At 33.2% G+C, this 23,591-nt stretch carries 25 protein-coding genes and 2 riboswitches; of the genes, 20 read left to right on the top strand and 5 right to left on the bottom strand.

Going from position 1 to position 23,591, the window contains the following annotated elements:
* The first annotated feature begins 119 nt into the window (after positions 1 to 119).
* The 13 genes from RR643_RS04365 (at position 120) to RR643_RS04305 (ending at position 13,285) form a co-directional block, all read left to right on the top strand.
* Positions 120 to 1,760, top strand: coding sequence for a peptide ABC transporter substrate-binding protein (locus RR643_RS04365; protein WP_332482421.1), 1,641 nt, complete (start codon positions 120 to 122; stop codon positions 1,758 to 1,760).
* Positions 1,761 to 1,823: 63 nt separating this feature from the next.
* Positions 1,824 to 2,759 (top strand): ABC transporter permease, encoded by a 936-nt coding sequence (locus RR643_RS04360; RefSeq protein ID WP_332468981.1) that lies wholly within the window; start codon positions 1,824 to 1,826, stop codon positions 2,757 to 2,759.
* A 1-nt stretch (position 2,760) separates the two neighbouring features.
* Positions 2,761 to 3,777: an ABC transporter permease gene (locus RR643_RS04355; protein WP_332468982.1), complete on the top strand. Its 1,017-nt coding sequence runs from the start codon at positions 2,761 to 2,763 to the stop codon at positions 3,775 to 3,777.
* Between the two features lie 13 nt (positions 3,778 to 3,790).
* Positions 3,791 to 4,885, top strand: coding sequence for an ABC transporter ATP-binding protein (locus RR643_RS04350; RefSeq protein ID WP_332468983.1), 1,095 nt, complete (start codon positions 3,791 to 3,793; stop codon positions 4,883 to 4,885).
* Positions 4,878 to 5,804: an ABC transporter ATP-binding protein gene (locus RR643_RS04345; RefSeq protein ID WP_332482420.1), complete on the top strand. Its 927-nt coding sequence runs from the start codon at positions 4,878 to 4,880 to the stop codon at positions 5,802 to 5,804. The genes RR643_RS04350 and RR643_RS04345 overlap by 8 nt, the downstream gene beginning before the upstream one ends.
* Positions 5,805 to 5,937: 133 nt before the next feature.
* A riboswitch (cobalamin riboswitch) is annotated at positions 5,938 to 6,113 on the top strand.
* A gap of 111 nt (positions 6,114 to 6,224) precedes the next feature.
* Complete coding sequence (locus RR643_RS04340; protein ID WP_332468985.1) at positions 6,225 to 6,725, top strand: ATP:cob(I)alamin adenosyltransferase; 501 nt, start codon at positions 6,225 to 6,227, stop codon at positions 6,723 to 6,725.
* On the top strand, positions 6,676 to 7,212 hold the full coding sequence (locus tag RR643_RS04335) for a cytochrome B (protein ID WP_332468986.1): 537 nt from the start codon (positions 6,676 to 6,678) through the stop codon (positions 7,210 to 7,212). Before RR643_RS04340 ends, RR643_RS04335 begins: the two co-directional genes overlap by 50 nt.
* Positions 7,209 to 7,637 carry a hypothetical protein gene (locus RR643_RS04330; RefSeq protein ID WP_332468987.1) on the top strand — a complete coding sequence of 143 codons (429 nt, stop codon included), beginning with the start codon at positions 7,209 to 7,211 and terminating at the stop codon, positions 7,635 to 7,637. Before RR643_RS04335 ends, RR643_RS04330 begins: the two co-directional genes overlap by 4 nt.
* Positions 7,609 to 7,787: riboswitch (cobalamin riboswitch) on the top strand. It overlaps the preceding gene by 29 nt.
* Before the next feature lie 26 nt (positions 7,788 to 7,813).
* Positions 7,814 to 10,069, top strand: a complete 2,256-nt coding sequence (locus tag RR643_RS04325) for an anaerobic ribonucleoside triphosphate reductase (protein WP_332482419.1) — start codon at positions 7,814 to 7,816, stop codon at positions 10,067 to 10,069.
* Positions 10,056 to 10,556: an anaerobic ribonucleoside-triphosphate reductase activating protein gene (gene nrdG / locus RR643_RS04320; protein WP_332468989.1), complete on the top strand. Its 501-nt coding sequence runs from the start codon at positions 10,056 to 10,058 to the stop codon at positions 10,554 to 10,556. Before RR643_RS04325 ends, nrdG begins: the two co-directional genes overlap by 14 nt.
* 49 nt (positions 10,557 to 10,605) lie before the next feature.
* On the top strand, positions 10,606 to 11,661 hold the full coding sequence (gene ltaE, locus RR643_RS04315; protein ID WP_332468990.1) for a low-specificity L-threonine aldolase: 1,056 nt from the start codon (positions 10,606 to 10,608) through the stop codon (positions 11,659 to 11,661).
* A 2-nt stretch (positions 11,662 to 11,663) separates the two neighbouring features.
* The gene (locus RR643_RS04310; protein WP_332482418.1) at positions 11,664 to 12,269 is read left to right on the top strand and encodes an HAD family hydrolase; all 606 of its coding nucleotides are present in this window, start codon (positions 11,664 to 11,666) and stop codon (positions 12,267 to 12,269) included.
* A gap of 35 nt (positions 12,270 to 12,304) precedes the next feature.
* The gene (locus RR643_RS04305; protein WP_332482417.1) at positions 12,305 to 13,285 is read left to right on the top strand and encodes a hypothetical protein; all 981 of its coding nucleotides are present in this window, start codon (positions 12,305 to 12,307) and stop codon (positions 13,283 to 13,285) included.
* A gap of 22 nt (positions 13,286 to 13,307) precedes the next feature.
* On the opposite strand, the gene RR643_RS04300 is transcribed toward RR643_RS04305, so the two are convergent.
* Entirely contained in the window at positions 13,308 to 14,534 is a 1,227-nt protein-coding gene (locus RR643_RS04300) for a pyridoxal phosphate-dependent aminotransferase (protein WP_332468993.1), read from the bottom strand.
* Positions 14,535 to 14,652: 118 nt separating this feature from the next.
* Between RR643_RS04300 and RR643_RS04295 the strand changes: the two genes are divergently transcribed.
* Positions 14,653 to 14,988, top strand: coding sequence for a hypothetical protein (locus RR643_RS04295; protein ID WP_332468994.1), 336 nt, complete (start codon positions 14,653 to 14,655; stop codon positions 14,986 to 14,988).
* 15 nt (positions 14,989 to 15,003) lie between these two features.
* Here RR643_RS04295 and RR643_RS04290 read toward each other — a convergent pair whose 3' ends face one another.
* Positions 15,004 to 15,642 carry a YggS family pyridoxal phosphate-dependent enzyme gene (locus tag RR643_RS04290; RefSeq protein WP_332472376.1) on the bottom strand — a complete coding sequence of 213 codons (639 nt, stop codon included), beginning with the start codon at positions 15,640 to 15,642 and terminating at the stop codon, positions 15,004 to 15,006.
* A gap of 58 nt (positions 15,643 to 15,700) precedes the next feature.
* Here RR643_RS04290 and RR643_RS04285 point away from each other — a divergent pair, with 58 nt between their 5' ends.
* Both RR643_RS04285 and RR643_RS04280 read left to right on the top strand, forming a co-directional pair.
* A complete protein-coding gene (locus RR643_RS04285) occupies positions 15,701 to 16,579 on the top strand; it encodes a PHP domain-containing protein (RefSeq protein WP_332468996.1) in 879 nt (292 codons plus the stop codon).
* A gap of 29 nt (positions 16,580 to 16,608) precedes the next feature.
* Positions 16,609 to 17,727 (top strand): CapA family protein, encoded by a 1,119-nt coding sequence (locus RR643_RS04280; RefSeq protein ID WP_332482416.1) that lies wholly within the window; start codon positions 16,609 to 16,611, stop codon positions 17,725 to 17,727.
* On the opposite strand, the gene RR643_RS04275 is transcribed toward RR643_RS04280, so the two are convergent.
* The 3 genes from RR643_RS04275 to RR643_RS04265 all read right to left on the bottom strand — a co-directional run bounded on the left by RR643_RS04275 (position 17,720) and on the right by RR643_RS04265 (position 20,610).
* On the bottom strand, positions 17,720 to 18,280 hold the full coding sequence (locus RR643_RS04275; RefSeq protein ID WP_332468998.1) for a folate family ECF transporter S component: 561 nt from the start codon (positions 18,278 to 18,280) through the stop codon (positions 17,720 to 17,722). The two genes, RR643_RS04280 and RR643_RS04275, sit on opposite strands and share 8 nt — an antisense overlap.
* Before the next feature lie 239 nt (positions 18,281 to 18,519).
* Positions 18,520 to 19,905: a sensor histidine kinase gene (locus tag RR643_RS04270; protein WP_332482415.1), complete on the bottom strand. Its 1,386-nt coding sequence runs from the start codon at positions 19,903 to 19,905 to the stop codon at positions 18,520 to 18,522.
* Positions 19,906 to 20,610: a response regulator transcription factor gene (locus RR643_RS04265; RefSeq protein ID WP_332482414.1), complete on the bottom strand. Its 705-nt coding sequence runs from the start codon at positions 20,608 to 20,610 to the stop codon at positions 19,906 to 19,908.
* Between the two features lie 146 nt (positions 20,611 to 20,756).
* Here RR643_RS04265 and RR643_RS04260 point away from each other — a divergent pair, with 146 nt between their 5' ends.
* From RR643_RS04260 to RR643_RS04245, 4 genes are read left to right on the top strand one after another with little or no spacing between them, the layout of a single operon-like run.
* Positions 20,757 to 21,521: an ABC transporter ATP-binding protein gene (locus RR643_RS04260; protein WP_332482413.1), complete on the top strand. Its 765-nt coding sequence runs from the start codon at positions 20,757 to 20,759 to the stop codon at positions 21,519 to 21,521.
* A complete protein-coding gene (locus RR643_RS04255) occupies positions 21,518 to 22,243 on the top strand; it encodes an ABC transporter permease (protein WP_332482412.1) in 726 nt (241 codons plus the stop codon). Before RR643_RS04260 ends, RR643_RS04255 begins: the two co-directional genes overlap by 4 nt.
* 11 nt (positions 22,244 to 22,254) lie before the next feature.
* On the top strand, positions 22,255 to 23,019 hold the full coding sequence (locus tag RR643_RS04250) for an ABC transporter permease (protein WP_332482411.1): 765 nt from the start codon (positions 22,255 to 22,257) through the stop codon (positions 23,017 to 23,019).
* Positions 23,019 to 23,312 (top strand): hypothetical protein, encoded by a 294-nt coding sequence (locus RR643_RS04245; protein WP_332482410.1) that lies wholly within the window; start codon positions 23,019 to 23,021, stop codon positions 23,310 to 23,312. The genes RR643_RS04250 and RR643_RS04245 overlap by 1 nt, the downstream gene beginning before the upstream one ends.
* Positions 23,313 to 23,591: the final 279 nt, after the last annotated feature.

The following is a 23,591-nucleotide window of genomic DNA, read 5'->3' as shown; positions in this document are numbered from 1 at the left end:
AATTTTCATGTAAAAATATGTAAAAATTATCATTTTAGATGAAAATATTTTCATTTTGTATTGACACTCAAAACTGATGTGACTATACTTGTAACATATTTTGAGAGGGGGATTTAAAAATGAAGAAACTCAAATTATTAATTGTTTCTGCCCTGGTATTTGCTCTTGCTGCTGGATGTTCGTCTAAATCTGCAGGAAATGGTGGTACTGAAGGTGGAGACGCTGCAACTGGAGGAAATACTAAAGTTGTCGTTGCTACGGACACAGATTTGTCCACAATGGATCACCATATAGCAACAGATGGAACTTCCTTTATTGCAGAGACTTTAGTATTCTCTGGTTTAACTGAATTAGATGAAAACAACATGCCTATTGCTGAAATGGCAGAGAAATGGGATATCAGTGAAGATGGTACAGTTTATACTTTCCATTTAGCAGATGCAAAATGGTCAGATGGAACTCCAGTTACAGCGAATGATTTCGTTTATGGATGGCAACGTTTGATTAATCAAGAAACAGCGAGTGAATATGCTTTCATTCTTTCAACAATTACTTTGAAGAATGCTGATGCAGTTGCAGCTGGTGAATTACCTCTTGAAGAATTAGGTGTTAAAGCACTTGATGACAAGACTTTAGAAGTAACATTGGATGCACCTTGTGATTTCTTATTAGGATTGCTTGCATTCCCAAGTTTCTTCCCATTGAATCAAGCATATTATGAATCACAAGGTGATCAATATGCTAAGACTCCACAAAACATGATTTACAATGGACCCTATGTTATGACAGCTTGGACTCCAGGAAATAGTTATTCATTTACTAAGAATAATGATTATTTCAAAGCAGATACAATTGATGTAACTGACATTGATTTCAAATTTATTCAAGATACTCAATCAGCAATGCTTGAATATCAAAGTGGTAACTTAGATGTTGTTAAGTTAAGTGGTGAAATGGTTGATGCTTATAAAGATCAAGATGGATTCACGAATCGTTTACAAGGATATTTATGGTACTTATCATTGAATTTCAATATTCCTGAACTTCAAAATCAAAACTTACGTAAAGCGATGATGTATGCAATCGATCGTGAGACAATTGCAAACAACGTATTAAAAGATGGATCAGTAGCAGCTGATGGAATTATTCCAATTGAATTAGCAACTGGACCTGATGGTAAAGAATATCGTGATACAGCGGGTAAGATTACAGAATACGATGCAGCAAAAGCAAAAGAATTCTATGAAAAAGCAAAAGCTGAATTAGGTAAAGATGTAACAATCGACTTATTATTTGAAGATACTGAAGCTGGTAAATCAGTTGCAGAATATATTCAAAACAATTTAGAAACAAATTGCCCAGGTATGACTGTAACACTAAACAGTAAACCTAAGAAAACACGTCTACAAATGATGCAAAATGGTGAATACCAAGTAGCATTACATCGTTGGGGACCTGACTATGCTGACCCACAAACATATTTGGATTTATTCTTAATTGGAGCTTCAAACAATTATGGTAAATATGAAAGTCAAGCATATCAAGATTTAGTTATTGAAGCTACTCAAGGTGAATCTGCAAAAGATTCTCAAGCTCGTTGGGACTTATTAGTACAAGCAGAAAAAGTATTAGTAGGTGATGAAGCTGGAGTTATTCCGGTTTACCAAAATGGTGGTGCAATGATGATTACTCCAACAGTTAGTGGAATTGAATTCCATAGTGCTGGTGTAGATAGCTACCGTCATATGATTAGAAAATAAAAGTAGTTTAAGGGCGAGAGAAATTCTCTCGCTCTCTTCTTTAAAAGAAAGGGATAGGGGAATATGAGTAAATATATATTGAAAAGAGTTCTCATCAGTTTAGCAACACTGTTTGTAATACTCTTCGTTTTATTCTTAATGTTAGAATTCATGCCTGGATCACCTTTTAATGATGAAAAATTGACTGAAGCACAACGAATTTTGTTGAATGCAAAATATGGTTTGGATCAACCTTTCTTCGTGCGCTTCTTTAATTACGCAGGAAATATGTTAAAAGGAGATTTTGGAGTTTCATATGTTATAAATAAAAACTTCGCTGTAACTTCAATGGTTGTAGATCGTTTCTTTGTTACAATTCGTATTGGGTTACAAGCCATGATTCTTGGAAGTGTTGTTGGATTGGTTCTAGGAATTATTGCTGCAATAAAACATAACACATGGATTGATACGTTATGTTCTGTTATATCAATTATTGGTGTCAGCGTACCTTCGTACGTATTTGCCTTGGCACTTGCATACTATGTAGGATTTAAAATGGGATTATTCCCAATTCTATATAACCCATCGATGGCAGAAGCTTCATCGGTACTTCCAACAATTGCATTGTCACTCTTTACAATCGCCAATGTTGCGCGATTTACACGTTCTGAAATGATTGATGTATTGGGTTCTGATTATGTACAACTTGCGCAATCAAAAGGAATTAAAGAATGGAAATTAATTATTAAACATGCATTAAGAAATACATTGATTCCAATTGTTACAGTAATGGGACCATTGCTTGTAGGATTACTCACAGGATCAATGGTTGTTGAAAAAATATTTGGGATACCAGGACTAGGATCACTCATGGTATTGGCAATTCAAAATAATGACTATAATGTTGTTATTGCGTGTGCATTTATTTATTCAGCGTTATATATCTTCACTATGTTAATCGTAGACATTTTATATGGTGTAATTGACCCTCGTATTAGAGTTGCGAAAGGAGGGGCATAAGATGACACAAATTAAAGATATTGAATATAAAGATGATGATTTTACCTTTGCTCATGAGAGTGGAGAAAAGATTATTGATAAGACTTATAATACATCTTCATATGCTAAAGATGTTTGGTCACATTTCATAAAAAATAAAGGTGCTGTAATTGGTGCAATGATTATTATTTTGATTGTTATCATGGCAATCATTGGTCCTCATTTAACAGGGCATACTTACAAATCAATTATCATAGAACATGCATCATTAACACCAAGAATTCCTTTCTTAGAAAACTTTGGTTTATTTGATGGAACATTCCACGGTAAGAATATGTATATTGAAAAAGGATTCCAAGATATTTATTATTGGTTTGGAGCTGATACACAAGGAAGAGATATCTTCACTCGTGTTTGGGAAGGTACACGTATTTCATTGATGATTGCATTAACTGCGGTATGTATTGATATCTTCATAGGTATGATTTATGGATTGGTATCGGGTTATTTCGGCGGTAAAATTGACATGGTTATGCAACGTATTGCAGAAATTCTAAATGGTATTCCAACACTGGTTATCGTAACATTATTAGGACTTGTCTTACCACGTGGTATTGCGTCAATTATCTTCGCATTGATGATAACGGGTTGGATAGGGATGAGTCGTATTGCTCGTGCCCAAGTATTAAAACTCAAGGAACAAGAATTTATTTTAGCTTCTAAGACTTTGGGTGCTAAAAACTTTGCGATTATTTTCAAAGATATACTTCCAAATATATTTGGACAAATTATTATCATGAGTATGTTCTCTATTCCAAATGCAATATTTACGGAAGCATTCTTGTCTTTCGTTGGACTTGGGGTACCGGCTCCAATGGCATCTTTGGGATCACTAATTTCTGAAGGATATAAATCAATGACGATTTATCCACATATGATGATGAGTGCAATTGTTGTACTTGCATTATTGATGTTGAGTCTCAATTTATTCGCTGATGGATTACGTGATGCATTTGACCCTAAGATGAAACAAATGTAAGGGGGAATCGATGATGACTGAAAAGAAAAATAAAAAAGATCGAGTTTTATCGATTCGTGATTTAAGCATTTCATTTGAAACAGGATCTGGCGTTGTTAATGCTATTCGTGGTGTTCGTCTTGATTTATTTAAAGGTGAAACGATTGCGATTGTTGGTGAATCAGGTTCTGGTAAATCTGTAACTGTTAAGGCAATTATGGGTATATTAAGTAGTAACGGAAAAATAGATGAAGGATCAATTATCTTTAACTATAAAGATAAACAAGGAGAAGAAAAATCTGTTGATTTGGTACAAATGAGTCCTAAACAAATTCGTTATCAAATTTGTGGTAAGAAAATTGCCATGGTATTTCAAGATCCAATGACATCTCTTGATCCTACAATGCCTATAGGTAAACAAATTATGGAAGGTATGTTAGAACATGAAAACATATCAAAACAAGAAGCAAGAGAAAGAGCTCTTAACTTACTAAATTATGTAGGGATTGATTCACCAGAAAAAAGAATCAATCAATATCCTCATCAATTATCAGGTGGTATGAGACAACGTGTTGTTATTGCGATTGCTTTATCATGTAACCCAGATATCTTGATTTGTGATGAACCTACAACCGCATTGGATGTAACAATTCAAGCGAAAATTCTTGAATTAATTAAAGCAGTACAAGCTGAAAAAGGAATCTCTGTTATTTATATTACACATGATTTAGGGGTAGTTGCGAAAGTTGCGGATTATGTAGCTGTAATGTATGCAGGCAAGATCGTAGAAAAAGGAAACATCAATGAAGTTTTCTATAATCCTCGTCACCCATATACATGGGGTTTATTAAGCAGTATGCCGGATGTAGATACGGATAGTCACAGACTCTTTGCGATTCCAGGATCTCCACCAAACTTACTTGAGAAGATTCAAGGAGATGCATTTGCACCTCGAAATCCATTCGCATTAAAAATTGATTTCGAAGAGGAACCACCAATCTTTGATGTTGGAGGACAACATCGAGTATGTAGTTGGTTATGTGACCCACGTGCGCCAAAGGTAGAAATGCCTGAACAATTAAGAATAAGAATAGAAAAAATGAAGAAGGAGGATTCAGCTAATGGATAACCGTACTCCTTTACTTGAAGTAAAAAATTTAAAACAATATTTTAAGATAAGTAGAAAATATACAACAAAAGCTGTTGATGGAATTAACTTCTGCATATACCCTGGTGAAACTTATGGTTTAGTAGGGGAATCAGGAAGTGGCAAATCGACTACGGGTCGATCAATTATTCGTTTATATGATCCAACAGATGGTGAAGTTACTTTTGATGGTAGAAAAATCAGTGGCAAATTATCGAAAGATGATGAAAAATATTTGCGTACAAATATGCAAATGATATTTCAAGATCCTATGGCATGTCTAAATCCTAGAAAAAAGGTAAAAGAAATTATTGCGCAAGGTTTAGAAATTCATCATTTATATAAAGATCAAGCAGATTTAGATGATAAAGTAAATCGTATTCTAGAACGTGTTGGATTATCACGAGAACATGCGACTCGTTTTCCACATCAATTTTCAGGAGGACAACGTCAACGTATAGGAATTGCTCGTGCATTAATTATGAATCCGAAGCTAGTTATTGCAGATGAAGCGATTTCTGCATTAGATGTTTCGATTCAGGCTCAAGTTGTTAACTTGATGAAAGATTTACAAGATGAATTAGGAACTACTTATTTATTCATAGCCCATGATTTATCCATGGTCAAATATATAAGTGACCGTATTGGAGTTATGCATCTTGGCCATATCGTGGAAACAGGGACAACCGACGAGATATTTCACAATCCAATCCACCCGTATACAAAATCGTTATTGTCAGCTATTCCACATCCAAACCCAATGGTTGAGAAAAAACGTGTAGCCTTGGTCTATGATAAAGAAAAAGAGGGAGTTGATTACACAAAAGGCAAATTGTTTCAATTAACTCCAACTCATTCAGTGTTAGCGACAGATGATGAATTTGTCCGCTGGAATCAATAAAAATAGGACACCTGTATCTTACACAGGTGTTTTATTTTAGTTCAAAATATAGGATTTGGGCTCTTTCATTTTACAAAATAAAATGTAAATATTTACATTGAGCATAATCGTTTTAACATAGAAAAACTGTGCTATAATACATTAAGCAATATGGTGTAAAACCTTAAAAGGGAATAGAGTTTAATCTCTAGCTGCCCCAGCAACCGTGATGTGGACGAGATTTTTATAACCACTGTACAACCAATGTACGGGAAGGGAAAATCAAGGATGAAGCTAAGCCGGTAGACCTGCCTGTTGCAAATATTTACGATTCTTCTGGGTGAAAGATGTCGGCGGTTTAAACATATTTATGTTTATTTCGTACTTTATTCACTCATTCAATGAAGAATGAGTTTTTTATTTGAAAAAAGGGGTGAATTTATGAAAGATACACGTGCTTGTGCGTATTCATTTCTTTATGAGTCATCATCGTTATGTGATTATGAAATCGCAACAGATGAGTTAGCATCAGAAACAGGTTTAGCAATGCATTATGTAAAACATAGTGACTTGAGTAGGCTTGTAGAACTTATCTATCATGCGAATGGTTCCATGAGAGCAAAGATGGCAATTGAAGAAGAGGATATCAACTATCTCACGAATTTGTACGATGAAATCTTGAATAAGATTGGATCATGTAAGTACTTTGTCTTACCACAAGGGTCATTAGGCGCAAGTTATTTACATTGTCTTCGCAGTAAAACAAAAGCGATAATCCGAATCATTCATAAAATTGATCAAGAGGAAGCAAGAGAGAAAAGACCCATTCTACATGATTTCTTCAATCTTCTTTCAAATATTTTCTTTTTGATGGCATTGGTTGAAAATAAGGGTGAACATATCGAAGAGAAGCAGTTCACATCAAAAAGTTATGGATGTTAGAACACTAACAAAAATAGCGATTATGGCCAGCATCCAAAGTGTAGTATTTACGATATTTTCGCAAATTCTTTATCTTGAAGGGATCACGTTTACAGTATGTTTGTTTGCGTGTGCATTCAAACGGAATGAAGCAATTTTCGCTTCACTGATCTTTGGTATGGTGAACATGCTTATTCAAGGGATCAACATATGGACAATGATGTATGTAGTCATATATCCTACATATAGTTTAATTGTCTCAGTACTAAAACCAATATTATTAAAGAGGTTAGGATTCATGGTTTTTATTTGTGGACTATTATCTTTTGCGACAGGGCAGCTATTAGATTTACCTTTCATTTTATTGTCTAAAGAAGTTACTTTATTCTATATCATATTAGGATTAAAAACTTCTTTAATACAAGGTTGTCTCAGTGCATTTATGTGTCTACTTATCTTTGAACCATGTCTAAAAGTTTTAAACAAAATACAGGGAGAAATGAAATGAAAAAGAAAATAATTATCGCATTATCGATCGCAGTTGTAGCTTTATTGGCTATCTTTGGCTTTAACCAATTAATGCCAAAACAAGATGCGCAAGTAGGAGAAAAAGCATTAAACATTGTAGTAATGGATACAATCGAAAATAAGGAATTATATAATGGTACAATTCACACTGATGCAGAAACTTTAGGAGATGCTTTAGCTGAAGCAAAAGATGTTCAAATGGTAACAGAAGATAGTTCATATGGTCGTTTTATCGTATCGTTATGTGGTGTTGAGCAAGGATCACAAGAAGCAGGACCTTGGTGGTTATATGAATCTGATAACAACGAATCATGTAAAGCTCAAGGTATGTGCATGGGTATAGATGAAACAATGATTAAAGATGGAGATAACTTCACATTTAATCTTGTTGATAGTTTTAACTAAAATAGAATAGAGACAGGAATCTAGTGTAAATCTAGAACTGACCTAGCAGCCGTGAAAGGGACGAAATTCAATAACCACTGTATTTATTACGGGAAGGTGAAAAGTAGGATGAACTCAAGTCGAAATACTGTAAAAGCAACTAGGTTTCTCTACCATTAGAAAAGGGAGCATAACACATGGAAAATATTGAAGTAATTAAGCGCGATGGTAGAATCGTTCAATTTAATCGTGAGAAAATTGAAAAAGCAATTGAGAAAGCATTTATTAATCAAGATAATATTCAAACTGATGTGGATAAGATTTGCATTAGTGTCATGGAAAAAATCAAAGAATTAAATGTAAACAAAATTGAGATTGAAAGAATTCAAGATATTGTAGAAGAATCATATGTTGAAAATCAATTTGTAGCTGAATATAAAAGATTCAAACAATATCGTCAAAAAAGAACATTAGCTCGTGAGTGTTTCTCATCAAAAGAACACAAGTTAATGAAAACATTGGAAAATTTTGGAATCAAAGAAGCAAGCGAAGTAGATGAAAAAAGAGAAAACGCAAATATCAACGGTGATACTGCAATGGGGTTAATGTTGAAGTACGGTAGTACTTTATCAAAAGCTTATACAGGAGCATATTGTTTAGATAAACGTTATGGAGATGCTCATGATTTTGGAGATATCCATATTCATGATATGGACTTTTATCCAATGGGTACAACTACTTGTCTTCAAATTAATTTGGATCAACTATTTAAAGATGGATTTAACACAGGTCATGGTTTTTTAAGAGAACCAAAAAGTATTGGATCTTATGCGTCATTAACAGCGATTGCGATTCAATCAAACCAAAATGACCAACATGGTGGACAAGCAATTCCTTTGTTTGATTATTATTTATCAATGGGTGTTCTTTGTTCATTCAAAAAGAATTATCATCATGTGTTAGTGGATTATCAAGATTTTACGAATCACTACACAGAAGAAGAGTTAAAAACGATTAATGAGGCAATTGAGACATGTACTGATTTAGTATGTGTAGAAAATACAGAAAAAATATTCGAAAAAGTAATGCAAAGAACAGAAAGAGAAACATATCAAGCAATGGAAGGTTTAATTCATAACTTGAATACAATGCATTCTCGTGCAGGAGCACAAGTACCATTTAGTTCAATCAACTTTGGAACTTGTACAAGTGAATCGGGAAGAATGGTTTCTCGTAATTTACTACTAGCGATGGAAAGTGGACTTGGTAATCATGAAACACCAATTTTCCCAATTCTTATCTTTAAAGTAAAAGAAGGAAATAACTATAATCCTGAAGATGTAAACTATGATTTATTCAAATTAGCTATTCGTTGTTCATCAAAGAGAATGTTTCCAAACTTTGCATTCATTGATGCACCATTTAATAAACAATATTACAAAGAAGGTAGACCTGAAACTGAAATAGCTTATATGGGTTGTAGAACACGTGTAATTGGAAATAGTGCTTGTCCAGAAGATGAAGTTGTTGTAGGTAGAGGTAACTTAAGTTTTACTTCAATCAACTTACCTCGTTTAGGTATTAAGCATGGTTTAGGCAAAGATGATATGAATGGCTTCTTTGAAGAACTTGATTCAAAAATGGAACTAATTAAAGGTCAATTGATAGAACGTTATAAAGTTCAATGTCAAAAGAAAGTAAAGAACTTCCCATTCTTGATGGCTCAAGGCAATTGGAAGGGTTCAGAAAAATTGGATATGGAAGATTCAGTTGCTTCTGTATTAAAACAAGGAACACTTACAATTGGATTTATTGGACTTGCAGAATGTTTAGTTGCCTTAACAGGTAAACACCATGGTGAAAGTGAAGAATCACAACAACTTGGTTTAAGTATTGTAAAAAGAATGCGTGACTTATGTGATGAATATAGTAAAGAAACAGGGCTTAACTTTTCTCTTATCGCAACACCTGCAGAAGGATTATCAGGTAGATTCATCAAGATTGATAATGAAGTTTATGGACCTATTCCGAATGTAACAGAAAGAGATTACTATACAAATTCATTCCATGTGCCAGTTTATTATCCAATCAATATCAAACGTAAACTTGAAATAGAGGCTCCTTACCATGAGTATACAAATGGTGGACATATTTCTTATGTTGAAGTTGATGGTGATATGGCAAATAATTTAGAAGCATTCGAAAAGATTGTACGTATTATGAGAGATGCAAACATTGGGTATGGTGCAATTAATCATCCATTGGATCGTGATCCAGTGTGTGGATATAATGGCATTATTAATGATGAATGTCCTCAATGTCATCGCAAAGAAGAAGAAATTCCATTTGAAAGAATTCGTCGTATTACAGGTTACTTAGTAGGTACATTAGATCGTTTCAATAATGCTAAACTTGCGGAAGTAAGAGACCGCGTTAAGCATGGCAAAAATTAGACTAGCATCTTCTTTACAAACAGATAGTATCGTTGATGGTCCAGGACTTAGGCTAGTTGTATGGACACAAGGTTGTCCTCATCATTGCCCAGGTTGCCATAACCCGCAATCACATGATTTTAATGAGGGGCAAGAAGTTGACATTGATTTGTTATGCAAAGAAATAAAAGAATATGATTATCATACAGGGATTACATTTTCTGGTGGTGAACCTATGTTACAAGCTAAACAATGTATAGAAATAGCTCGCTATGCAAAGTTACTTGGTTTGGATGTTTGGTGTTACTCAGGATATACTTGGGAAGAATTATTGGATTCTAGTGATGATTCAATTCACCAATTCATAGAACTGATTGATGTATTGGTTGATGGTAAGTTTATGAATGGTTTAAAATCATTGGAGCTTAAATTCAAGGGTTCTAGTAATCAACGATGTATTGATGTACAAAAAACACGAGAAACAAAGGTAATTACGCAAATTAACTAAAGACAATCTATGGATTGTCTTTTATAATGATAGGAAAAGGAGAAATCTTATGCGTAAAGAAAAAAATGGAATGAAATTTATGGATTTCAGAAGTGACACCGTTACATTTCCAACTCAAGAAATGAGAAATGCAATGATGAATGCAAAAGTTGGAGATGATGTTTATGGGGATGATCCAACTGTTATTGAACTTGAAGCATTAGCAGCGAAGATGTTAGGTAAGGAAGCAGGGTTATTTGTAAGTAGTGGAACCATGGGCAATTTACTTTCTATTTGGTCACACACAAATCGTGGTGAAGAAATTATTACAGGTTACAATAACCACATCATTACACATGAACAAGCAGGTATCGCACAAATATGCCAAGTTATGCCAAGAGTGATTTGTCATGAGAATGATTTTATCTATCCTGAAGATATTGAAAAGAGTATTCGTGCGGATGATATTCATGAGCCAAAAACAACATTAGTTAGTATGGAAAATGCATTATCAAATGGGTTAGTTATTCCACTTGATATCATGAAAGCGAACTATGAAATGGCAAAGAAATACAATTTAAAACTACATCTTGATGGTGCCCGTGTTTTTAATGCGGCAACAGCATTAAAATGTGATGTGAAGGAGATTGCAAAATATACGGATAGTGTAACTTTTTGTTTATCAAAAGGATTATCTGCACCTTATGGGTCAATGATCGTTGGAAGCAAAGAATTTATTGAAACAGCAAGACGTCATAGAAAAATGATTGGGGGAGGAACTCGCCAAGCAGGTATGATGGCAGCATGTGGACTTGTAGCACTAAAGAAGATGACAAAACGACTAAAAGAAGATCATGATCATGCAAAATATATTGCAACTGAACTTGCAAAACTTGATGGAATTGAAGTGAATGTAGAAAATGTTCAAATCAATATGGTTTTCTTTAAATTTGATAAGAAGAAATTTAGTGAAAAGAAATTTATGGATTTATGCAATAAAAATAAAATTCTAATTAACCCAAGTTGTGATCAACAGTTTCGTATTGTAACGCATTATTGGGTTGAAAAGAAAGACTGCGATAATCTCATCAAAACTATCAAATCATGTTTAAAAAACGTTAAATAAATATGAATGATAATATTGAATGGATATTCTTCGATGTGGGCTCTACTTTGGTAGATGAGATCAATGCATTTCATATGCAAATCAAAAATACAATTGAGGGAACAAATATTTCTTTTGATACTTTCTATGAAAAGATAGAAGAATTATTACTTGATGGTAAACCAGGATATCGTGGTGCTTGTGAGTATTATCAACTAGCAAGAAAACCCTGGGTAAGTGATCGAGAAGAACTTTACAAAGATACGATTGAAGTATTGGATTATTTGAAAAACAAATATAAATTGGGTATCATTGCGAATCAATTGTTAGGCTTATCAAAGCGATTAGAGCGTCAAGGAATCCTTCATTATTTTGATGTGATTGTTTCATCTGCCGAAGAAGGTATTGAAAAACCGGATTTAAGAATATTTGAATTAGCATTAAGTCGTTCAGGGTGTAGCCCTCAACAAGCGATAATGATTGGAGATCGCATTGATAATGATATTGAACCTGCAAAAAAATGCAATATGCATACTGTTTGGATTCAACGAAATCAAGAAATGAAAGATAGTAATCATTTAGCGGATTACAAAATCTTGAATTTAAAGGAATTATTTAAGATATTATAATATGATTTATTGAATAAATCTGAGAGAGAATAATCATGAAAAAAAGTATATTTAAAGGCAATGGTGAATGGTATAAGGGAAATCTTCATTCACACACAACATTATCTGATGGAAAATTAGATCCAATTCAATCAAAGGAATTGTATCAAAATCTTGGTTATCAATTTATAAGTTTAACGGATCACGATGCATACTTTGATCATCGAGAAGAATTAGATGATGAAAACTTTATTACGTTACCTGGTATTGAACTATCCGCATATCTAAAAACAAGTGACAATTCCTATTCAATTAAGTGCCACCATATGAATGGTTTTCTTGGAACAAAAGAAATGCAACTAAATAAATTAAAGAACTTAGAAAGTGGAACACGATTAACTCCAAGAAAGTATTTGGGTGAGTGGAAAGGGCAAGAAGTTGCGCAAGAAATGTGCGACCAATTGCGCTCTTATGGTATGTTTGTGATGATGAATCATCCTGTTTGGTCAAGAGTTGATCAAGATGATTTTATAAACACACAAAATTGTTGGGCTTTAGAAATCTTTAACTATGGAACTGAATTAGAAAGCAATACAGGATATGACACATTGCATTGGGATATTCTTTTAAGAAGAGGAATGATGATGCCGTGTGTTGCGACGGATGACAATCACAATAACCCACGTCTTCCAGATTCAGGAGGAGGATATGTTATGGTGCAAGCACCACAATTAACACACGAATCGATTGTGCAAAGCTTATTAGATGGTAACTTTTATTCATCATCAGGTCCAACTATTATTGATTTTGGAATTGATGAGGATGCCTTATATATCACTTGTTCAAAGGTTAAGGAAATACGTTTTATAGTAGGTAATCGTGTGGGAGATGGTCTAACTGTAAGGGCACTACCTGGTGAATTACTTGAGAAAGCAAACTACAAACTCAGAGGACACGAAGTTTATGGACGTGTTGAATGTGTTGATGAAAATGGATGTATTGCATGGAGTAATGCAATCACAATAAAAGGGCGATGAGTTTCTCATCGTCCTTCTTTTCTTAATCAATTAACATTTTTATCGCCGTTGCAAGTCCTTTTGTTTTTTCAATTGAGCACGAACATATCGCAACACGAATACCAAGATTTACTTTTACTGTAAAGATGTGATGCTTGATGAGTTGTTCATGTAATGCGTCACGTTGTTTGTTGTCTTTACATTTTACTGTAATGAAGAATCCTTCTTTATATGGATAAACATCTAAACCAACTTTGCTTGCTTCTTCCATGAAGATTGAACTTCTTTCTTTAAGTAAATCAATGTAGTCTTGTTTCTCTGATAAGAAATTAAAATAGTTATCCGTAGTTACCCAAGTAAAGTTGTCCATTGCTGCATTTGGTATATTACTCCAAACAGCTCTTGCATGTTTTTCAAATACAATTTCAACTTCACGAACACTTTCTTCTTTCTTCGCTAATAGTACCGCCGCACCACAACGTAATCCATAAGATGTACAAGTCTTAGAAGAGCTAAATGCAACGCTGATAAGTACATTATCAGAAATATGATTAAAAGCTTCCATAACTTTTCGTGATTGAGGGATATCATAAGCATAATCAATATAGGCAATATCATCAATTAAGACAACAGGGCCTATTTCAGAACATTTATTTAGGAAAGAAATTACTTCGTCCCATTCCTTTCTTGTCATAGAATATCCAGTTGGATTATGACAAGGATCATTAATTACGACTAATAACTTCTTTTGTTTATTTAATACTTCGCTACATACAAATTTGAATGAGTCTAAATTGAAATGATCGCCTTCAAATAATGAATATGTTTTGACATCAAAATTATTTTGAGTAGCCATTAATTTATAACTACCCCAAGCAATATGAGGTAGAATGACTGTTTCGTTTGCATCTAGTATATTTGAGAAAGTCATACTAACAGCACCACTTCCACCAGGAGTAGCGATAACACGGTGTGCTAAATGGATATCTGCACCTTGTGTTACCCATTGATATACTTGGTTACGATAAGAATCATTACCTACAAAACTTGCAGCATATTTAGCTTTTATTTTATTTGAAATTAGATTGTAATGATCGAATACACTTTTATAGGCAACTAATTCGCCTTTTTCATCATATAATGCGCCAATGGTAGCGTTAACTACATTCTCTGGTCCAATGCGTTGTGCCTCTTTGTTCGCCAAGTCTACAACGGCAAATACTGTATCTTCAATAGGAACTAAATCTGCAACTTTTCTAGTAAATGTCATATTCATACCTCTTCTATCTTATCTATAAGTATAGAAGTAGAACCCATCAAAATCAAGAATAGTCTAGATAAAATGAGAAGAATCATGTAAACTAATGAGGTATTCAAGGGGTGATAGTATGAATAATTTTTGGAAGAATGTTGGATATCCACTTTGTATCATGATTGTAGGTGGATTATTAGTTAGATTTTTAAACGCTTATGTACCAAGAGAAGTAATTATAGTTTTAATTGCAGCGACTTGTTTTGCGTTTGGAGTTAGTCTTCACTATGGTAAGAGAAGTAATGGGTGGATACAAAAGTTTATTGTTGCCTTCTTTTTCATTTTCTTTATTTTTTGGGATCTAGGTTATATTGTGTTGCCTCAACTTAAATATGCATTTGATGTTGTGGGTATTCAAGGATTTGTCATTTATTTATTTTACGTATTTTGTGGATGGAGCTTCTTCAAATAAAAAAAGTAGAATAATCTACTTTTCGTTAAATAGGATAGAACCAATTCTCACCATGGTAGAACCATGCTGAATGGCAAGGTTGTAATCATCACTCATACCCATTGAACATTCAGTAATGATATCTCTACCAAAATGATTTTGAAGTTCAAGGAAGCATTGATGAGCTTCTTCAAATACATGTTCAATTGCACTAATATCCTCAGTGTGTGGACCCATACACATGATACCTTTCACTTGAACATGGGAATAATTTAAACATTCAGTAATAAATGGGATTGCTTCGTTATGAGGTAATCCACTTTTTGTATCCTCTTTTGCAAAGTTAAATTGAATCAGTATAGGTATAATACGATTTAATTTCTTTGCTTCTTTATCAATTATTTGAACAAGTTCCATACTTTCAACTGATTGAATAAGACTTACATAGGGTAGAACATATTTCACCTTATTACGTTGTAGATGCCCAATAAAATGCCATTCGATATCTTTTGGTAAAGCCTTAGCCTTATCGATAAGTTCATCGTAGCGATTTTCACCAAAACTACGTTCACCAAGGTCATAATAGCTTTGTATTTGTTCAATGCTTCTTTTTTTGCTCACAACAATTAGTTTTTGATTGAATAAATCATGCTTTATTTTACTATAGTTACTCATTGTATCACCCACCCAATTGTATCATGAATATGTTATAATTAACACGGTGGTGATACTCATGAAATGTGATTTGCATTGTCATTCTTTTTATAGCTTTGATAGTACTCAAAGCGTAGAAGATATTTTACAAAGAGCGAATAAAGCTCAAATTGATGTTTTAGCGATATGTGATCATAATACATATGAAGGATCATTGGAAGCTCAAAAACAAAATGAAATAGAAATTATATCAGGCATTGAAATTGATTGTTTCTGCTTGGATGCAATCATTCACTTAACAGCCTATGGAATGGATCTTAATAATCAAGAAATCCATGATTTGAAACAAGCATATGTTAAAGAATTAGATCGTATTGCAGAAATAAGATTAAAATTAATCGAAGAGCGATTTCAATGTAAATTAGATGTTAATAAAATTCAAGCATTAACTCATGGGGGATATCCTTATACCAATGTTGAAATAGAGCAAGTCCTTCTTGAAGATGTACAACATCCTGAATTGGAAATTTATCAAACAGGTGAGAAAAGTAAGAGTCCTATAGCGAATTTTTATTGGGATCATCTTGCGATTGGTAAGTGGGGATATGTTGAAATGATGTTACCGGATTATCGTGATATCATAGCGATGATACATCGACTTAAAGGTGTTGCGATTTGTGCGCATCCTAAAGTAACAATAGGTAGAGAAAAAATACTTATTGATGCACTGATAGAATCGAATATAGATGGATTTGAAGCATATTGTTCCTATCATAATCAAGAAGATGCAAGGTTCTATAAAGCTTTATGTGAAGAAAAGAATTTATGCATGACTGTTGGAAGTGATTTCCATGGTAAAACAAAACCCAATATTCAACTGGGCGATACGGGGTATGAGGGGGATTGTGCTCATATCGTTGAAGATTTGAAAAGAAGAATTAAGGAAAAACAAGGTTAAATTGTGTATAATGAAATTGGGGTGATATTATGAAAAATAAAAAGTTAGAAAAAGAAATTGTTGCACTTGTTTTAACAATTGTATTTTGCATTATCGCCGTTAGTGTTGTTTTGTTAATATTGATTAATACATTTAATCAAAAACAAAAAGAAGAAGTTATTGAGAAAACAAAACCACCGGTTGTAAGTAATTACAGTGCAAGTGTATTCTTTAGTGGAAAAATAAACATAGATGATGAAATCATAGCTGAATATACAATTGATGGAGTACAAGATTTCTATCCTTTAATTGAAAACATTGAACCTGCAGTAAGTAATAATGATGTAGCTATATTTCAACTTGATGATTCAGTTGTGAAAGATTACAAAGGCGAAGGTGTTCCGACAACATTTGTGGATACATTAACAAGTATTGGTTATTCAATGGTGTCAATTGCATCAGCGGATCAATTAGCGTTAGGTGAAACACAATTATTGGATTCACATACTTATTGGAACAATCAAACATTGTATGTTTCTGGTAGTCGTTCAAGTGATCAAGCAACGACTAATATTTATGATAAGAATGGAATAACATTTGGATTACTATCTTATACTATGCCGGAAAATGTTACGGAATATGCAATAACGAAACCATTTGTTTTAGACATATATAATGATCAAAAAGCGATGGAAGATATTACAAAATTAAGAAGCCAAGTGGATATCGTGTTAGTGTATCTTGATTGGCAAGATGTAGATTCATTCGAAGTAACAAATGAACAACATCGTGTTGCGAAGTTATTAGCTGATTCTGGTGCTGATGTGATCGTAGGGACAGGTACAGGAAGTATTCAACCGATTGAATGGATTGATGATACAATTGTTTATTACTCTTTAGGTAACCTAATTACAGATGAAGATGATTTGGATGCAAGCATAGGAATGATTGGAAGTATTTATGTTCAAAAGACAGTTGTAGATGGTGTTGTAACAATAGAAAAAAGTCAACCAAAAGCTGACTTAATATATAGTGAATCAAATCCAACAAAAGTAATTCTATTTGAAGAAATTACCGATGGTTTAGAAAACAAAGAAAGCATTTATGAAGAGTATAGTGCCGTTATTACAATGCTAGATGATTCAATTCGTATTGGTGGAATTAAATAAGTGGCATTTTAGAATCTTGTACAGGTACAAGGTTCTTTTTTTGTAGGTAAGGTAGTAATAGTTTGAATACAATAACTAAAAGTATTACTTCAATTGGAAGTAGTATCGTATTTTTTACTACACTGGCAGTGGCATAGAAAATAAATCCTTTTGAGTACAACATTGAACTCCATAATGAGCCAAGTAGTACATTACAGAAATAAGATACGATGGTTTTGGATAGAAATAATTTTGTGATTGAAATACGAGTGTCATATAAGAAGACTGCATAGATAAAGCAGTTTAGCATGGCACTTAAAATATATCCTGGGAAAAAAGCACCAAATGGAAATAACATAAAGCCAATCAAATCAGTGATGAAACCACTCACAAGACCAGGGATAGGTCCAATGATACAAGCCTCTACAGCGATGATAAGAAACGAAAATGAAATTCTCAGATTTTCCCCTACGGGAATGAAAACACCCGCCATAATAACCTTAAGGGCGATGAAAACTGCCATAATAGCAAGATACTTAATTGATTTTAGATTTTGAGCTGATTTTTTGAACATAAAAAGTCTCCTTCCTCCACAATGTGTGAGTAAGAAGACTCAGTTCACAGATGTGGGACTATAGTTGTACCGCAAGTTTCCTTTTCGTCCAATGCTTCCCAAGCACTAGCACTTAACGCACAACCAAGTAACTAACTAAAGGATATTAATATCCTAACCTTTTGTCAAGATGAATTATTCAAAGCGTAGATTATTAAGTTAAATTGGTAAAATGAAGAACACTCAACTCTTTGTTTAATTTATAGTAATAGAAGGGATAACACAACTTTGAATCCTCCATAGGAACTATGATTAATGGTGATATTACCAAGATGGGCATTCATAATTTGTTTAACGATTAATAAGCCTAATCCATGACGTTGTTCGATAGTGTTGCTATCACAAACCATATAATGTTGAATAGAATTTAAATCTAATATTTTTTCATTAGTAACACCAATGCCATCATCTTCAATTGTGATAATACATTCATTTTTTTCATTTTTGATGGAAACATAAATAGTACATCCAGTGTCATTATGCAAAACGCAGTTTTGCATAATATTAATAACTGCACGCTTTACTAAATCTTTATCAATGTTGACTGGAGATATAAGGGATTCATCAGTTAACCATTTTACTTGATATTCATTTGGTAGGTTCGTGTTCATAAAATCTACTACGATTTGTCGTAGAACTACTACACAATTCTCAGTAGCAAGATGAATGGGTTGCATGTTATATTCAAGTTTTGATGCCAAATTAAGGTCCTGAATTAGATTTTTCATTCTTTCACTTTGTTTAACAATGATCAGTGCTTTATTTCGTTCATCTTCTGTTATCGTTTGTGATTCTGCTAATTGACCCGCATACCCCATAACCATTGACAAAGGAGTTCTAATATCATGAGAGACACCTGCAATCCAATTTGCTCTTGCTGTGTCTTTCTTTTTTAACTCTTCTTTTTGTACTTGTATGGTGGTCGAAGATGCGTTGATATTCTTTGCAAGATCACAAAGAAGACCATTTTCATTAATATGAACAGGCATTCCTGTAGGTAGGTATTGAATGCCATTAGCGATAGGTTTAATCGAACGAAGAAGTCGAGCATTGACAACAAGATAAATAAGAAGGACAAGAACAAGGTTTGCACCCAAGATACCAAGTACAATGATAGGTGAGTTTGCGATTAGTTGATAATCCCATGTAGCTCGAGTGTGTTTCCAAAAACTATCTTTAGGGTAACCCAAAACCAATAAGCCATTTTCAGCATTAGCTGTAAATGTTGGGTAATCTTTAATATAACCACGAGTAAGATTAGAAATATCACTTAGCGAATATTGTTTTGGAATATTTAGTGGCAAATTGTCGGTACTCCAAATAACTTCCTGAGTATCATTTTCAATAAGCATAGCCCAAATATTCAGCTTATGTAATTTATTTAATAGATCATCAGATAAGGAATAATAATGATTCTCTATTTTTAAATCATTCGCAACTTCAATAGCCGTATTCCAAGGACTTCCATAAGGAGATGGTTTGTTTACAAATAGAGCGAGAATAAGAAAATTCAATAAGACAAGTAGAAGAATACTTGTAATCATGATGCTCACAAAACGACGAGTTAATTTTAGTATGCTTTTCATTTATTGAACCTCCACAATTAATTTATAGCCAAGACCTTTAATGGTCACAAGTGATTGTGGATGAGAAGGGTCTAATTCAATTTTTTCTCGAATACGTCGGATATGAGCCATGAGTGAATTCTCATATCCAAAAGGATTATCACCCCAAGCAGCTTCACACAAAGCATCAATTGTTACAATGCGACCAGCATTTCGATAGAGAATAGTTAACAATTCATGTTCCTTAGCGGTTAGTGGTAAATGATTGTCGTTTTTTATAACTTCGGCACGAGCGAAATCAATTTGACTATGTGATAGCTGAACGAGTGGATTATCCATCTTATAAGTTCTTCTTAAAATTGCGATGATACGGAAAGTAAGTTCTTTAGGCAAAAAGGGTTTGACAATATAATCATCAGCACCTAGTCCCAATCCTTTAAGTCTATCGTCATCTTCGCCTTTTGCGGTCAAGAATAAAATAGGATAGTTATCATTTTCTCTAAGAAGATTCATTAAATCAAACCCATTGCCATCAGGTAACATAACATCCAATATAGCTATTTCTGGATGAAACTTATCCGCCACAAGTAGAGCTTCTTCTACGGTATGAGCGATTGCTAAATTTTTAAAACCATCGTCTTTGAGGATAGATAGAATCATATCTAAAAGTGTTACTTCATCGTCTACAAGTAATATTCGTTTGTTCTTGAGATAATCGATATTCATAGTGAATCCCCCTGTGTTAATCCTATTATAACGCAGGTTTTTTTAAATTCCTTGTTTCTATAGTCAATGTAAGGAAGATGTAAGGTTACAAGAATGTTGCAGTAAGGTTGGTCGATTAATATGGAATTAACAAAGGAGGTAGATGTATGAACTACATTATCCAAACAGAACATCTAACAAAACGTTACAAAAAATTTATTGCCGTTAACAAGGTTTCGTTGCACATAAAGAAAGGAAGTATCTATGGTTTTTTGGGACCAAATGGAGCAGGGAAATCCACAACGATGAAAATGTTGTTGGGATTGACTGAACCAAGTAAAGGGAGTTTTGTCATTGATGGAAAACAATTTCCTCAAGAAAGAATACAAATTTTAAAGGAAGTCGGATCATTTATTGAATCACCTTCATTTTATGCAAATTTAACAGGTTCAGAAAATTTGGAGATTATAAGGAAAATATTGGGATTACCTAAATCAGTTGTTGAAGATGCTTTAGAAATGGTTGGATTAGCTGAATTTGGTAATCGACTTGTTAAAAAGTATTCATTGGGTATGAAACAACGTTTAGGATTGGCTGGTGCGTTATTGGGAAAACCGCCTATTCTTATTCTCGATGAACCAACTAATGGACTAGATCCATCGGGAATTCATGAAATACGTAATTTAATAAAATCATTGCCAAAGTTATATGATTGTACCATTTTAATTTCTTCCCATATGTTATCAGAGATAGAACTTATTGCAGATGATATAGGTATACTAAATCATGGCAGTATGTTATTTGAAGGGAGCTTAAATGATTTACTTAAAAAAGCATTAGAAAATGGATTTCCTATTGATAACTTAGAGAACTTGTTTCTATCGATGATTGAAAAAGATAATACAGATAGAAAACAAAGGGCAAAATTATGAAGAATATCTTCATTGAAATAAGTAAAGAAAAAAGAGTGGGTATTATTCCTGTATTACTATTGGTTGGAATATTAGGAGCGGCTTATGCTTTTGTTAATTTTATTGTAAGAAAACAGACATTACTTAATTTGCCAATACCACCCATGGATGTTTTGTTAACACAATTGTATGGAATGATCATGGTTTTAAATATGTTTGGTATCATTGTCGCAACTTGTATGATTTACAACATGGAATTCAAAGGTAATGCAATTAAAAAGATGCATATGCTTCCAATTAGTGTACCTTCGATGTATTTCTGTAAGTTCATGATTCTTGTTGTTACATTCTTTATTGCAATATGTATTCAAAATTTAGCACTTATTCAAATTGGTATTACTGAGTTACCCACAGGAGCATTTGAATTGAATGTATTGTGTGGTTTTGCACTATATTCATTCATAACGTCAATGCCTGTTCTATCATTTATGCTTTTTATATCATCTCGTTTTGAAAATATGTGGGTTACATTGGGTATAGGAGTTGCTGGGTTTTTAAGTGGTATGGCTATGGCTACCACAAACATTGAATTGTTGATGATAAATCCCTTTGTGGTTATGTTAAAACCAGCTGTCGCCATGTCTGCGATTCCTGACACCATGATAGTCATTGTTTCAATTGTTGAATCCCTTGTTTTTCTTTTTGCTGGACTATATGCATCAAAGAATGTTCGTTATGAATAGGAGGTAGGTATATGAACTTCATAGAATTAGTTAAAATTGAATTCACTAAAGTAAAACGTTCAATGATAATTCCGTTAATTTTCATTGCACCATTATTGGTTGTGATATCAGGAGTAGCGAATTTGAGTCGTTATTTGACACCAGAATATACGAATGCTTGGGCAGCTATGTTCATTCAAAGTGCTTTGGTTTATAGTTATTATTTATTACCTTTTAGTATGATTGTAGTTTGTGTCATGATTGCAGGGCGTGAGACTGGAAATAATGGTATTTTAAAAATGCTTGCGTTACCAGTTAATCGTACGATGCTATCGCTTGCTAAATTTTGTGTTCTTGTTTTTTATTTATTTATGGAAATCATTGTGTTCTTAGCGGTCTTTGTGGTTGCGGGTGTTCTTGCTACGACAAGTGCAGGTATAACTGAGGTATTACCCATTATGTATTTAATTAAATGGTGTGTAGGTTTATTTCTCACTATGTTACCTTGTATCGCAACCATGTGGGCAATTACAGTTATTTTTGAAAAAGCGCTACTATCAGTTGGGTTAAATCTATTTCTCGTTATACCAGGTGTCTTAGTGGCGAATACACCGTTTTGGATAGCGTATCCTTATTGCTATAGTGGGTACTTAGTATCATGCTCTCTAAATGCATTCACAACTTCAGATCCAACAGGTGTGTTCCAATTATTTCCATTCTTGCCATGTGCAATTCTGTTATTTCTATTCATGCTTACTTTATCAATGAAAAAATTTGGAAGAAAGGAGATGAGATGATGAAAAATACAAAGTACATAGGAGTAAGTCAAACAGCACTTATAATTTGCCTTTTACCCCTCTTAACTTTTATTCCAAATTTACTTGGAGTTCATTTAATAGATGAGGTACGAACTATATGGGCAGGACTCAATATTGTATTTGTACTAGTAGGATTAATTCTTTCATTTTCTTGTGTAAAGAATAAAGAAAGTAGAAATATATTAAATTTGATATCCACAATTATAAGTAGTATTTGGACATTTATGATTATTGGAATTGTTGCAGTTACACTATTTATAAATTTTCTATAATCACAAATAAATCAAGAATAATATTATTTTATCAAATTGTTCAATAAGTTTTCTTAGTTATCGTAACATCCTAAAAAAATCATCCATTTACATAATAGATGATTTTTACTTTTTAGTTTGATTGATATTTATTAATAGTATAAATAAGATATATCTAATACAAAATAATTAATTGGCTTAAAAAATAAATCTTAGTATTGTTAGGATGATGAATGGAGGTCTTTATGAAACTATTATTTGTAGTAATGCTTCTTATAACTGTTTTATCAGGTTGCAGTA

This window comes from Anaerorhabdus sp., assembly GCF_036637135.1.
Lineage (GTDB): Bacteria > Bacillota_I > Bacilli_A > Erysipelotrichales > Erysipelotrichaceae > Anaerorhabdus.
This window is presented reverse-complemented; position numbering and strand designations above follow the sequence as displayed.